General features: G+C 35.7%; 16 protein-coding genes. 4 read left to right on the top strand and 12 right to left on the bottom strand.

From position 1 onward, the window contains the following. Positions 1-34: 34 nt before the first annotated feature. On the top strand, positions 35-1,543 hold the full coding sequence (locus QCD85_RS13355; protein ID WP_301262916.1) for an FAD-dependent oxidoreductase: 1,509 nt from the start codon (positions 35-37) through the stop codon (positions 1,541-1,543). A 507-nt stretch (positions 1,544-2,050) separates the two neighbouring features. Here QCD85_RS13355 and QCD85_RS13350 read toward each other — a convergent pair. From QCD85_RS13350 to QCD85_RS13300, 11 genes are all read right to left on the bottom strand, one after another. Further along, on the bottom strand, positions 2,051-3,184 hold the full coding sequence (locus QCD85_RS13350) for a threonine aldolase family protein (protein ID WP_301262915.1): 1,134 nt from the start codon (positions 3,182-3,184) through the stop codon (positions 2,051-2,053). Between the two features lie 145 nt (positions 3,185-3,329). After that, a complete protein-coding gene (locus tag QCD85_RS13345; RefSeq protein WP_301262914.1) occupies positions 3,330-3,560 on the bottom strand; it encodes a hypothetical protein in 231 nt (76 codons plus the stop codon). Between the two features lie 101 nt (positions 3,561-3,661). Next, the gene (locus tag QCD85_RS13340) at positions 3,662-4,165 is read right to left on the bottom strand and encodes a hypothetical protein (protein WP_301262913.1); all 504 of its coding nucleotides are present in this window, start codon (positions 4,163-4,165) and stop codon (positions 3,662-3,664) included. Between the two features lie 316 nt (positions 4,166-4,481). Beyond that, positions 4,482-4,760, bottom strand: a complete 279-nt coding sequence (locus QCD85_RS13335) for a hypothetical protein (RefSeq protein ID WP_301262912.1) — start codon at positions 4,758-4,760, stop codon at positions 4,482-4,484. Positions 4,761-4,908: 148 nt separating this feature from the next. Next, positions 4,909-5,508 carry a hypothetical protein gene (locus QCD85_RS13330; RefSeq protein WP_301262911.1) on the bottom strand — a complete coding sequence of 200 codons (600 nt, stop codon included), beginning with the start codon at positions 5,506-5,508 and terminating at the stop codon, positions 4,909-4,911. Between the two features lie 205 nt (positions 5,509-5,713). Then, on the bottom strand, positions 5,714-6,145 hold the full coding sequence (locus tag QCD85_RS13325; RefSeq protein ID WP_301262910.1) for a hypothetical protein: 432 nt from the start codon (positions 6,143-6,145) through the stop codon (positions 5,714-5,716). A gap of 212 nt (positions 6,146-6,357) precedes the next feature. Continuing rightward, positions 6,358-6,597 carry a DUF1871 family protein gene (locus QCD85_RS13320; protein ID WP_301262909.1) on the bottom strand — a complete coding sequence of 80 codons (240 nt, stop codon included), beginning with the start codon at positions 6,595-6,597 and terminating at the stop codon, positions 6,358-6,360. Positions 6,598-6,713: 116 nt separating this feature from the next. Further along, positions 6,714-7,190 (bottom strand): hypothetical protein, encoded by a 477-nt coding sequence (locus tag QCD85_RS13315; RefSeq protein WP_301262908.1) that lies wholly within the window; start codon positions 7,188-7,190, stop codon positions 6,714-6,716. A gap of 85 nt (positions 7,191-7,275) precedes the next feature. Then, positions 7,276-7,923 carry a hypothetical protein gene (locus tag QCD85_RS13310; protein ID WP_301262907.1) on the bottom strand — a complete coding sequence of 216 codons (648 nt, stop codon included), beginning with the start codon at positions 7,921-7,923 and terminating at the stop codon, positions 7,276-7,278. A gap of 96 nt (positions 7,924-8,019) precedes the next feature. Further along, a complete protein-coding gene (locus QCD85_RS13305; protein WP_301262906.1) occupies positions 8,020-8,529 on the bottom strand; it encodes a hypothetical protein in 510 nt (169 codons plus the stop codon). Between the two features lie 241 nt (positions 8,530-8,770). Beyond that, positions 8,771-9,997 carry a Zn-dependent hydrolase gene (locus QCD85_RS13300; protein WP_301262905.1) on the bottom strand — a complete coding sequence of 409 codons (1,227 nt, stop codon included), beginning with the start codon at positions 9,995-9,997 and terminating at the stop codon, positions 8,771-8,773. A 361-nt stretch (positions 9,998-10,358) separates the two neighbouring features. Here QCD85_RS13300 and udk point away from each other — a divergent pair, with 361 nt between their 5' ends. Beyond that, a complete protein-coding gene (udk, locus tag QCD85_RS13295) occupies positions 10,359-10,994 on the top strand; it encodes a uridine kinase (protein ID WP_273614420.1) in 636 nt (211 codons plus the stop codon). Positions 10,995-11,232: 238 nt separating this feature from the next. On the opposite strand, the gene QCD85_RS13290 is transcribed toward udk, so the two are convergent. Further along, positions 11,233-11,802: a helix-turn-helix domain-containing protein gene (locus tag QCD85_RS13290; RefSeq protein ID WP_301262904.1), complete on the bottom strand. Its 570-nt coding sequence runs from the start codon at positions 11,800-11,802 to the stop codon at positions 11,233-11,235. Positions 11,803-11,993: 191 nt separating this feature from the next. On the opposite strand from QCD85_RS13290, the gene QCD85_RS13285 reads away from it, so the two are divergent. Together QCD85_RS13285 and QCD85_RS13280 are read left to right on the top strand one after the other, a co-directional pair. After that, positions 11,994-12,686, top strand: a complete 693-nt coding sequence (locus tag QCD85_RS13285; protein WP_301262903.1) for an AzlC family ABC transporter permease — start codon at positions 11,994-11,996, stop codon at positions 12,684-12,686. Continuing rightward, entirely contained in the window at positions 12,679-12,999 is a 321-nt protein-coding gene (locus QCD85_RS13280; RefSeq protein ID WP_301262902.1) for an AzlD domain-containing protein, read from the top strand. The genes QCD85_RS13285 and QCD85_RS13280 overlap by 8 nt, the downstream gene beginning before the upstream one ends. Positions 13,000-13,006 lie beyond the last annotated feature (7 nt).

Below are 13,006 nucleotides of genomic sequence, written 5' to 3'. Positions count from 1 at the left end.
CATGAAACTTATACATAAGGTGGTTATATCAACAGTGAACAGACAGAAATCTTTACTTTTGTGGAGTCTTTTACTTGTCATCATTATTATTGCTCTTATTCCTGTAGGCATGAAAATGTTCTCCGCATCCAATAATGCTCAACAAGCGCCTACATCTAGCCAGACGACAACAGGTTCTACATACGACCCAACAGATACTCCAGCGCCAGCACCTGTAGCACCTACCATTTCCAAAACGTACGACCTTGTCGTGATCGGTAGTGAAGTCGAAGGGATTCTTATGGCCAAAGCCGCACACGATCAAGGGCAAAGTGTTCTGATTATCGATCCACGTGAAAAGCCAGGCGGACAATTGATTCAAGGACAGATGCTTGTACTAGATGAACCGAATACCAACAAAAAGAAAAGTCTGGTTCAAGGTGAAATGAAAAAGCTATACAATGCTTATAATGCAGGCGATATTCGTACAGAAAAACAATTTATAGACTATTATAACAGCTTAATTCAAGGGATTCCGCTTCAAAGTGGGATTCAGATTGAAGGCATTCAGCAAAGTGATGCAGATGCTAACTATGCGATTACTTCACTAACGTATAAAACAACAGACCAACAATCCCATACGATTGCAGCAAAGTACTGGGTTGAAAATAGTGATTACAATGCGCTCACATCCAAGCTCCATGTGACTCGTATTCCTGGAGTAGAATCGATTTTCGGTGGCGACAAGCCTGAATACATGGCAGCAACGTATATGCTACGGTTCAAAGGCGTAGACTGGCTGAAGCTTCATAGTGCGACATTGTTAGATTATCCGTTAACCAATCTCGAAGCAAAATACGGTACTAACACGTATGTCGATTATGATTTTGGGACAGGCTTTAACAAGATTACCGAAAAATTCAAATCGCTAGACCCACAGCTCAAATTGCGTGGTATTAACTCGACCTATCAGAAAAATGGCGAAGTGATTATCAATGCACTGCTTATCTATGATGTCGATCCTGCGAATCCAGAATCGGTACAATCGGCTATTGCTAAAGGTAAAGCCGAAGCGCCGCGTGTATTAACTTTTCTCAAAGAAAATATTCCGGGGTATGAACATGCAGAGTTAAATGGATTCCCAGAGTACTTATATATTCGAGATTATAATCGCTTCGCAACCGATTATGTATTATCTTACGAAGATGTCGTAGCTAGTAAAATGTTCTGGGATAATGTCAGTATTGGCGGTTATCCAATGGATATTCAAGGAACACGTGCTGTGCCAACTGGTAAAGGATACGGCAAACCGGATTTCTATGGGATTCCACTGCGTTCCTTTGAATTAAAATCTTATGACAATGTTCTGGTGGCTGGTAAAAATGTGGGGGCTTCGATCAAAGCTTACGGTAGTGCACGTATTACCCCAACAACCGCACTTGCAGCCGAGACGATGGGAATTATTTTAGGACGGGAAACGAAAAAATTACGTGATCTAAACGAAGAAGATTTCAAGCGAATTCATCGGTATTTGAGTGAGGATTATAATATTAAATTAGACTGAGTTCGGTTGGTTTGCAAAATGAGGATATTCTGAGGGAAACCACTTCAGCAAAAATATGGTTTTTACCGTCACTGTTGAAGATGAATCCCTTAATAAGACTGGATAACGGTCGGCAGTCGCCTTCAAAGGCGAATAGACAGAAGTTTCCGAAGCCGTTTTCTTATAAAAACTTGTAGCTCTTTCAGAACATTGTTCTTCTTAAGCTCTGTGTGGAGATAATATTCTCAACATTGAAAACCGTTCTTGTAGAGAGGGTCGCATTGGCAACGTTGCTAATGTGGCTCTCTTTTTTTATTTTGGTAGTAGAGTTACGCTTTTGAGGAAAGAATTTATAAGTGTAAACATAATGAGGAAAAGCTTTAAATAATTAAAATAGCTAGATCGTTGAAAGATGTGTAGGATCAACGACTTAGCTATTTTTCATTTTCATTTTTAATTATGAATATCACTTCATACAGATCATGATATCTCTTCTATCCAACTAACTGAGCTTGATTAGGGAATCTATTAGACTGTTGTGACTTCTTTCAAACGTTGATCTAGCCATGCTAGCGCTTTTTGGATACGGTCTTGAGGAACATGTTCGTAGCGAGCACCGATTACTAATTCAGTCGAACAGTGAGCCCCTTCTTTTTTGTCTGTTAAGTATTGCACGATACCTACACCTGTCGCCCGACACATTTCGATTAAGATCGGTTCAATTTGTTCTTTGGGCAGTTCGAAATGAATATGGAACATGTTGGAGACAGGCACTTCAGGTAGCGTGTGAATAGCTGTGCATTTATTCATCCACTGGGCTAATTGCACCGCTTCTTGGTAGTATTGTTCCATGTTGCCGACACGTTGTTCGTAGTAATATTTGGAGCTCAGAATATACGGATACAAGCTAATCAGATCGCCACCATGTCTTCTTTTCCAAACTTTAGATTCTGCGGTAAAGTCGCTTGGCCCTGCTAAGATAGCTCCTGCAATACCACCGATGCCTTTGTAAAAGGATATGTAGACACTATCGAATAATGCACATACTTCAGCGGCTGTTTTTTGGTAATACGGTAAAATTTCAAACAAACGAGCGCCATCCAGATGAATCGAAATACCTTGTTTACGACAGTATTCAGAAATAGCTTGTAGTTCGCTGTAGGCGGGTAATTGTCCACCGATCTCACGTTGAGGCAATTCAAGCAATAAGCAAGCAATATCTTGATCCATTTGCTGTACATCTGCAAGGGTAATCAGGCGATCTTGATCCGCTAGCAAAATTGACTGAATATGATGCAATTCTTTCAACCCATCTTCTTCATGAATCTCTAAATGGCATAAAGGATGGTAAGCCACTTTTGCACTATTGTGGCGATCACACCAGATACGTAAAGCAATCTGTTGTGCCATCGTACCTGTTGGGAAGAACACCGCACTTTCTTTGCCTAACACGTCTGCCATCTGTTTCTGGAAATCTTCGATCACTTGTCCCCGACCATACTGATCACTGGAAAGATCATCATCGATGTCTGCAAATGCTTGTTGCAACACATTTATATTCCGATCGCTATGACCAGGTAAGATATATTCCGTTTGTGCAAATGCTTCTCGTAAGGTTAAAGTTGGTTGCTTGGATGAAGCAGATTCTGGTGTATTGTACATGGATATAAGCTCCTTTGGATGTCAGTTGAAATGAATATGTAACTATAGCAACGTTATCATATCTATCTAGCGATGCGTAATAGATAATACAAAATCAGCTATATATTTATATTATTGATCTATTAATGACTAACAGTACAACACTCTAATCTTCTAATTCATAATCACCTGAAGCGTACCAAGGTTCTATTTTTTTGATAGCAGTCATAGGAACGAGAAGTCTTGTATCATCATGAGCCTCTTCAGGACAAATCGCAATAACATTATTGAAGTAGTAATAATGAACATATAGTCCGATTACAAATAAATTATCCAGAAAAGTTATTTTAATGTCTCTATCTAGATAAGCTGCCATAAATATTTCTTGCTGATCCATAATAATTCCTCCTAAGTTTTTATAATATGATACGTATCTTTACTAATATAGCATTGATATATAAAAAGGCACTTTTATATTTTCTTTTCCTATCAACATGTTCATTTCCACCCTTTTTTCCAATCATTTAGCAAAATATGATCCGCTAGAGTAGGGCATAAGATCTGGCTATATTCTAAAAAATGATAATAGAAGTGTTCAAACATCATTAAAACCTTATCTTTTTCTATATAAATAGCATCATCAGGTGTCCAATCTGTATAACTTACACAGTTTATCCTGACTTGATTATTCTCTTCTTCAAAAATAAGTAACCGTTCAATACCTTGTTCATAAAAATCTAATTGAAATGAGAAATTATTTTTGCTTATTTTCTTTAAAATAAATGGAACTTGTTCAATAATTGTAGCTAAGTCAGTTCTACAATCAACAGGCCACTTGGTCTGGCCAAAACCAGATACAATAAATGTTACCACTTTTGATAACTCAAAAACTTCGCATATGCACATAAGAATTCCTATTGCATCATCAGGTTCTATATCTGATATTAAAAATTCATCTTTATTAATTTTTTGTTGTGATAATTTTTTTATGATTAACTTCATCTTAAAAATGTCAAATCAATCCTTTCATTGACAGTCAACAGACGGAAAACAAATGTATATGCCTCTATACCTCCCTCATTAAAACCTAACTCAAGAACTATTTGTTCTAGGAAATTCGTCTCGTCGTTCTCGATAAGTGCCTTAACTCTTTTAAAATTACCTGATTTTATCAATTCTCCATTTACTATTTCAACTCTAAAATGACAGCTAAAGATTTAGTAATTTCCTTCACAAAACAATAAAATACTGACGTATATGTAGCATTTTCAAAGCAATATATTACAATCCTTAATCTCAGTTTTTTCAAACTATGCGTTTAATCATTTTGCATGCTTGCAACTATTTCTTTACGTAATGCTAAAAGTAAATCATTAAAATCAAGAGTTATGGCATGCAAATCACCGTCTTCATACAGATTATTTTTTGCTTCCTCATAACTATTTGCATATTCAATCACATAGCTTTTGAATGTTTTAATAAAAGTAAGCTTACAATACACTTTTTCTGATTTAAATACAGTATCTTCTTTGATAAAAATACGTTCAAATCCCAAATCCTCGAATAACTGTTCAATTTCTCTTTTAATCTCTTCCATTTCGCATCACCTACGGCATTAGTCTATCATTCATGTCTCTGCGTACGTTGCTGCCATTCTTCTGTCCATACGTATTTGCTTCAGGATCAGTATGTCAGCACATTATACGTATATGGAGTACAGCCCTCAAAGTCTAAAATAGGCTTAATCAAATATCGCTATAGAACTTCATCAACTTCGAGGCAATTTCTTCAGGAACAGTATAATTTCTAAAATTAAGTGATATTAGATCGGTAATTGCTCGCTCCATGGTAAACCAATATTCATTTTCGCAGTCATCCATACCCTCATTAAAACTTAGAATACAAATACCATAACTCCGTTCTCCCCATATTGCCCACTTCATAGAAGAAGATAACCATATTACGACTTCAGAGTTAAACAGAATAGCATCAGCAGGACTTTCAACAGGGCCTTGCTCAAGTATATTCCAATATTCATCAGACGTAGTTCCTTTTTGTAAAATGCACCAATTATAATAAGCGAATTCACTATAATAATACTCAACAGGATCTGGATCTAAAACAGCCATCATCACAAATGAGTCATTAGATAAATCAATCAACTTTTCTAGTTCAACCCAAAAATCTGGACTCATTACATCATCAAAATCAATAACAACATTTCTTTTAAAGGGAACTTTATACACTTGATCAGGTAGTCGTTGTTCACAGTTGAACATCTTTGTCACCCAATCTAGAGTCTCTTCAAATTTCTTTTGATCTTGTATAAATTTACTATGACCCATTCATCAGCCCCCCAGTCTTATTTTGGCTGTTGTCCTTACTTAGAGTTATCGTGAACAACATATTTAGCGCTATTTTTTCAGATATGTAGTTGCTTTACTGTCTTTATCCTTTATTAACGATGTTTTCAGTAGTATTTGTCTGTAGCAAGAAATTTTAAAGCGTACATTTCAATGTTTGTCTAAGGTTATACATTCAAAATATCTATTACTTTATTTGCTTTCTCAACTCTTCAATATCATCAGTTATCCATTGTTTAACATCTACTTCTTTAATTACTTTTTTTGAAGCCTTTGTAATTGATTTTTGCAAAGAAATTATCTCTGTGTCTAGTGATGCAATTACCTCCAAGCCAACCTTATTTCTTCTTATACAATTTAACGTGATATGCGAGCTATCTTTTTTTACTGCATGCACATAAAATGGGCCATCCATAAAATCAAAAGTTTGTGATGTTCCAACAGATGAAGTTTCAAGTAATTTTATCGATTTGTTCCACCATGTCAAAATAACTACAATCAAATCATTCCAATGGCATTCTGGAAAAAATGTATCTCCGATTTGAAAATAAATCTCACCAGTAATAGATTTCTGCTTGCTAAGTTCGAGTGTATATTCTTCAATTACTACACTTATCAATTTGCCACCTCCTCCTTCATATACAGGATATACTGTCTCAATTGTTTTAGTATTTATGTTAACTCATCCCTTAACAATAAAACCATTTGACTTCTCTTTGAAAAGAACGCGATCTCTATGAATATATTCGCTAGCTCTCCCTTCAAAAACAACTTTACTTGATCCAGTTGATCCAGTTGATCCTTAGCATTATAGCTAGATAATACCATCAATTATTTAATCTCTATTAGCATTTCTGCAATCATTTCGCACTCGCCTTGAGATTTGTGAAACTCTGTACCAAAATAATGTTCAAATAAGTTATAAATTTGTTTAGAAAGCTCTAGTTTAGATTTAGACGACTTAATTAAGTATAAGATTATATCAACTTCAATTTCATACTCTTTATAAAGTAATGGATAGATTTCAGCAGGATTCCAATCGTTTATAATTTTTAGTACGTTCTCATTCAAAAAATTATCTCCTCAGTTCTTGATTATTAACTAATTATTTTCACCAAATGTTTTAAAGCTAATAATTAATATAAAGCTACTGATCCAGCTTTTATCAGAATAATTACCTTGAATACTTACCAGTTTCCTTTTTCAAACTGCCTTCTTAACTCAATATCATTATTTAATGTATCAAGTTCCTCAACATAAACTGAAATGGATTCAATCCTATTATTTATGTCAGTCTCAATTGCAAGACCCTCATAACTATAAACTTCTTCAAAATCATCATATAAAAGATTAGGTTGAACTTTTAACAAATCCTCAATATTCATACCTACTTTTATCTTTCCTAATAACATGCCCTGATAATTGCTTAATGCTGTTATTTTATAAAGTTTCCCATTAAGCATATTAAAAAATAAATATAGAGTGTCTCGCATCTCATATCTAATATGGAAACTTCCAAAAACATATGCGGAACAATCATTTAAAGTTTCTTTATCGACCCAACTTAATTTAGGGATAATATCATAGTATTCTTTTAAATGAGAACGTAATTTCAGTCCGCCAATACTAGCTTTAGGTACAATGGGCGCATAGATATCTAGCATATTTTAATCCTCCATAACAATAAAAGTTGCTACTTTTTGATTATTATTTTTATTGATACAGTTTCTATGATTCTATTTATTATTTTTATTGAGAAGGCATTATATCAGTACTTCCTTCATCTACATTTATTTTAAATGATTGGATAGGAACACCTAACTCACTAGTGGTTGTTAAAATATACTCATTTATATGATCTGTATTTTTCAAACGCGCCCAAGCCCAATCACCTGTGCCTAAAGAATATCCATAAGAAGGCTCCATTTTAATTGGAATATCAATATATTTTTCTTGTTTTGTAGCTAATTCTTTAACATATAACTGTTGCCGTACATTTTTTTGTCCTCCATTAATAATTTCTAGACGATAATCATATTTCCCATCTGTTGTAGATTTAATAGGATCTTGATCTACAGAGTCACGAAACCATTCTTTATCGACCACACCCTCTTGATTCATATAGGAGCAACCTAATAAAAGTAATGAGAAAACACAAGCGATAGCACAACCTGCAATCCCTATATTTTGTTTTTTTGTTTTTATCAAATAAAAGATAGACAGTGAGATCACAATAATTGAAAAGATACCTATAGAAAATAATGTGTATATCGCTACAATATCCATAGAACGTTGAAAGTTAGCTGTTGAACCCACAATTAACCATAGAAGTGATGCTACATTTATGGCTATAGCTATGATCCAAATGCCTTTACATACGGTTGTAAGTATTCTCAATGTGTACTCCTATCTTGATTATTATTTTATCCAAAAAATTTATGTACGTTTTATATACATTATATATTCAATAGATTCTTTCTTTTATTATTAGGATCAGTTAGAAATAATGAAGCTCTTTCCAGATAACATTAGTTTCAATTTATTATTCTCATGCTCAAATACTAAGTTTGAAGATATGTGTCTTACTTTCTCATTCAAAATATTTATATCAGGCATCTCATATAGAATAAGTTCAAATGTTTGAATATATTCTGTCTCTGGATCAAGTGTCATATGAATTTCTTTAATTTTAGGCACTGCTAATTTATTTTTATAACTAGCCTTTACAAATGTATACTCTTTATAGAATTTTTTTGCTAAGTTCATTTGCAATACGACACTTAATAATCTGTAATCTGGCTCTACACTCCAGAAAAGCTCTACAAACTCTAAAATAGTATCTTCGATTGATCCTTCATTAATTCGATTTTCAGCTAAGATATAAGGGTTATCTCCCATCCATACATCAATATCTTCTACAGTTTCAATAATAAGTCCTGGTTTATATGGTCTTTTGTCTAAAAACTCCCATTTTTTTTGATACTTAATTTTATTTATTTCCATCATACTCCCCCTATTTAGAAGCTGTTCTGATAAACCATATATCTTATATGTACATCATCATACTATACATTCAAATAACAAAGTCTACTTTCGTGCTTTAGATATTCTCATGTGTCTTGGAATAAAGTTAATGTTTTCACTGATTTTGTTGTTAGATGACCCAATTACTATTATAAAAAACCACCTAGCAATATTTAATCGCAAGGTGGTTATGTCTTTATTTATCAACTATCAATCACACTCAAACTTCCAAAATTCCTAACACCGTATCCAACAACACATTAATCCCTTTCTCACAATCCTCATATGAAGTCAGCTCTTCTTCACAATGACTTTTTCCATTCACGCTCGGTACAAATACCATTGCAGAGGGCAAAAAAGAAGCGACAAATTGGGCATCGTGTCCGGCTCCGCTTGCCATTGTTTTATAGGAATATCCTAATGTCTGAACCGATGTTTCCAGTCTTTCGCAAATGGCAGGATCGAACCAGACTGTATCGCGTCCCCATAATTTGGTGCTAGTCACTTCACAATCTCCTTGTACCGCAGGTAAAGACTGAATAATATGCTCTACTTCGCGGACGATTTCTTCGTTTTTGTGTCTGGCTTCTAATGTAAAAATGACTTTGTTCGGGATCACAGTATGAATATTGGGATATACATTAGATCGTCCCATCGTATAGACTAATTCCGAATCTAGCACACTTAATTGCGTGCGAAGTGTACTTACCAGATCATTCATCGCAAAAAAAGCATCTTTACGCATATCCATAGGCGTAGTCCCTGCATGATCGGATTCACCGGTGATCTCAATCTCATAACAGACCATACCAACCACACAATCTACCAAGCCAATGTGTAATTTTTCGCGTTCTAACACAGGCCCTTGTTCAATATGTAATTCTAAGTAAGCTGTTGCTGCTTGGATTCGGTTGCTCTCTTCTCCTGCATACCCACTTTGGACTAATGCATCGCCAAATGTGATGCCGTCGCTATCTTTTTTGTTTAACATATCTGTTTTGGTGAATTTACCGGACAATACTCCAGAAGCCATCATCGAAGGTTCAAAGCGAGCGCCTTCTTCATTGGTAAAATTCATAACTGTAATTGGAATACGGGGCTTAATACCATGATCTACCAGAGTGCGGACAATTTCCAGCCCGGCGATCACTCCCAATATCCCATCAAAACGACCGCCTTTTTTGACCGTATCCATATGAGAACCGAGCACAATAGGAGGTGCATCTTCTGTTCCTGCTAATGTAGCGTACATACATCCCATATCATCGACAACGACTGTCATCCCTAATTGTTCACAACAGGAGCGAAAGTAACCACGTACTGCAATATCTTGTTCACTTAATGCTAATCGTGTCACACCATTGTTGGCTGTCCGTCCAAAATCAGCAAATTGTTCGATCGTATCTGCTAATCGTTGAGCATTAATAAATAGTTTTTGTTGTTGCATAGCGATCACCCTATCCTATTTTGAGATATGTTCTACTGCTAATATGATACGTTTATGTCATGGTGAAAATCACAACTTGTAGAGCTTATTTCAATCTATGAATATACGGTTTATGTATCTTACATCTTACCGCATTATGGGGAAAAGTCATTTGACATAGTGTAATATTTTATAAGATTTCAAAGTTACTTTATACTACATCAGGTACAAAAATCAGGTCGGAATAAGAGTGTAAAAAGAGTATTATCTCTTTCCTTGGATTTGTCACTGGATTTTGATGAAATATAATGAAAAAACGGGGTTGCTATGCTACAATATTAGAATTGTATTGGGAACATTTAGGGAGGGTAAAGTAATCACTATGCTGATTATTGGTATTGCCGGGGGAACCGGATCAGGAAAAACAACTGTCGCTCGTTCAGTGATTGAACGTCTTGGCACAGACAAAGTCACTTTTATATCTCAGGATAATTATTATAAAGAGCACTCCCGATTGACTGCGGAAGAACGCCGATTGATTAATTATGATCATCCGTTTGCCTTTGATAATGAACTACTGATCGAACATCTATATTTGCTCAAACAAGGACAGGCGGCATTTGCTCCTGTATACGATTTTACAACTGATTCACGTTTTGTGGATCAGACGCTTGAATTGCATCCGAATCATATTGCGATCGTTGAAGGTCTGCATGTACTATCTGATGAGAAATTGCGTGCAGAGCTTGATATTAAAGTATTTGTCGATACCGATCCAGATGTGCGGATTTTGCGTCGTGTATTGCGAGATATCGAAGAGCGTGGACGTAGTATTCAATCGATTCACCAGCAGTATTTAACAACGGTCAAACCGATGCATGAAGCTTTTATTGAACCTTCCAAAAAATATGCAGACCTGATTATTCCTGAAGGCGGACAAAATGAAGTGGGTATTCAACTGCTTTCTATTTTGACCGAAAAGTATTTAACCGGTGATCGTGCATGGGGCGAAGCGTAAATTCACCCACCTATAATTAGAATGATATAAAAAGAACAGGCTATACACCTTTTATGATGTTAGCCTGCGACTGTGTTACTATGAAAGCTGTTGGATAATTGATCCAGCAGCTTTTTTTAATCAATCCATTCGTGCTCTTGCTTGAGAGCCCCATTGGAACATCATGTGACATATAAAAGGAATACATGACTTTTGATACTACCTGCTGTCGTTGTTAATTAAAAAAATACCTTCCCTCTTAATGATACGTAATGACGAAATGTAAAACAGTACTCTTTTCAGATGGATTGATGTACTTATGCTGACGATCGGCTTTGAAACGAATACATTCTTCCTCTACTAGATCATATCGTTCTTGATTCACTTCTACCGTAAGCTGACCAGACATCACAGTTACCAATTCGGTCACTCCCGCTTGATGGGCTTCGGAAGTATAAGAACTATGCGGTTGCAAATACCCTCGGTACAACTCAAATCCATTCGAGCGAAATAACGGCTCTACTACAAAAATCTCATCAGAACTTCTTAATTGCACACTATCTTGCTTGCGAATAACAGACACATCGGATTCTCCAGATAACAAGGATGCGATAGGAACATGCAAACCATCTGCAATTTTCCAGATTACCGATAAAGTAGGATTCGCTTCTCCTTGCTCAATCTTAATCAAAGTTAATTTACTAACACCGATTTGCTTGGCAAATGCTTCTATCGTGATGCCTTTTGCTGTTCGAAATTGTCGTAAATTTATACCAATCTGCTTACCAACCTCTTCTTCTTTAGCTTGAAACCCAGTATTTTTATCCATTGTACTCTCCTTTTATATCAAGCATTCTCTTTATTTATTCTTCTCAAAATGTATATTTTAAAATACTAATAGTTAATTTTATTTTACTTTTATATTCTTTTTATACTATAATCTGATAAAAGTTAATTATAATATACTATTTGATTATTATTTTATACTTTAGAAAAATAGAATACAAGGAGAATACGTAGATGCTCACCAAACAACATACGGTTAAAACGGCTTTACTTGAAGCTTTTCCGCTGGCATTAGCGATAGCCGCTTATGGATTATCTTACGGAGTGCTTGCTACTCAGGCACATTGGAGTCTTTGGAGTACTATCATGATGTCTGTGCTCGTCTTTTCAGGTTCAGTGCAATTGATGATTATAGCTATGGTTATATCCGGTGCTACATTACCGGGCATGATAATCACTGCGGTATTGCTCAATTTGCGTAATTTGTTATATGGAGCTGCACTGGCGGATAATTTAGCCCCTGCTTCTCGCAAATATCGCTGGTTACTGGCATTTGGCGTCTCTGATGAATCATTTGTACTGGGAAATATACGTTATCAGAAGTATGGTGCAGATCCGTTGTATTTTGGCGTTGTAGCAGGATTATTTTATAGCGCATGGGTGATTGCTTCTTATATTGGTGCATATATCGGGGATTTAATTGATCCGGTGCGTTGGGGATTGGATTTAGCATTTCCGATTACATTTGTAGCTTTACTTATTCCTTCTCTTACTGACAAACCTATCATCGCTACAGCGGTAACTGCACTCGGTGTCGCCAGCATATTGCATTATATAATGCCTACTAATGAGTTCAATCTAATCATAACAGGTGTCATTTCTCCGTTCGTTGGAATGTATATTGCAAGGAGGCAACAACATGTCTGAACAGTGGATTTTGATTCTCGTTCTATGTATAGTAACTTTTCTATCACGTCTAATAGGCGTTGAAATGATGGCAGGGCGAATATTGCATCCAACCCTGCGTTTGTATTTTAACTATGTGCCGATTGCGATGATGGTGGCGCTTATTGTAGATCAGATCGTTATAACTGATCAGGGATCGACGTCAATCTCATTGCCGATTATAGGTGGTGCTGTCGCTGCTACACTGATGATTAAAGTTACACGTTCCTTTTTACCTACTGTAATCATCGGTGTACTTGTAGGGCTTGGAATACGTTATTTGCTATCCAGTTAACATAACA

It is taken from the genome of Paenibacillus sp. PsM32, assembly GCF_030433815.1.
Classification (GTDB): Bacteria; Bacillota; Bacilli; order Paenibacillales; family Paenibacillaceae; genus Saccharibacillus; species Saccharibacillus kyungheensis.
This window is presented reverse-complemented; position numbering and strand designations above follow the sequence as displayed.

What these genes read in the sequence shown, in the direction of transcription:
- QCD85_RS13350 (WP_301262915.1), bottom strand. Translation starts at nt 3,184, where the DNA reads ATGTACAATACACCAGAATCTGCTTCATCCAAGCAACCAACTTTAACC.
- QCD85_RS13345 (WP_301262914.1), bottom strand. Translation starts at nt 3,560, where the DNA reads ATGGATCAGCAAGAAATATTTATGGCAGCTTATCTAGATAGAGACATT.
- QCD85_RS13340 (WP_301262913.1), bottom strand. Translation starts at nt 4,165, where the DNA reads ATGAAGTTAATCATAAAAAAATTATCACAACAAAAAATTAATAAAGAT.
- QCD85_RS13335 (WP_301262912.1), bottom strand. Translation starts at nt 4,760, where the DNA reads ATGGAAGAGATTAAAAGAGAAATTGAACAGTTATTCGAGGATTTGGGA.
- QCD85_RS13330 (WP_301262911.1), bottom strand. Translation starts at nt 5,508, where the DNA reads ATGGGTCATAGTAAATTTATACAAGATCAAAAGAAATTTGAAGAGACT.
- QCD85_RS13315 (WP_301262908.1), bottom strand. Translation starts at nt 7,190, where the DNA reads ATGCTAGATATCTATGCGCCCATTGTACCTAAAGCTAGTATTGGCGGA.
- QCD85_RS13305 (WP_301262906.1), bottom strand. Translation starts at nt 8,529, where the DNA reads ATGGAAATAAATAAAATTAAGTATCAAAAAAAATGGGAGTTTTTAGAC.
- QCD85_RS13300 (WP_301262905.1), bottom strand. Translation starts at nt 9,997, where the DNA reads ATGCAACAACAAAAACTATTTATTAATGCTCAACGATTAGCAGATACG.
- udk (WP_273614420.1), top strand. Translation starts at nt 10,359, where the DNA reads ATGCTGATTATTGGTATTGCCGGGGGAACCGGATCAGGAAAAACAACT.
- QCD85_RS13290 (WP_301262904.1), bottom strand. Translation starts at nt 11,802, where the DNA reads ATGGATAAAAATACTGGGTTTCAAGCTAAAGAAGAAGAGGTTGGTAAG.
- QCD85_RS13285 (WP_301262903.1), top strand. Translation starts at nt 11,994, where the DNA reads ATGCTCACCAAACAACATACGGTTAAAACGGCTTTACTTGAAGCTTTT.
- QCD85_RS13280 (WP_301262902.1), top strand. Translation starts at nt 12,679, where the DNA reads ATGTCTGAACAGTGGATTTTGATTCTCGTTCTATGTATAGTAACTTTT.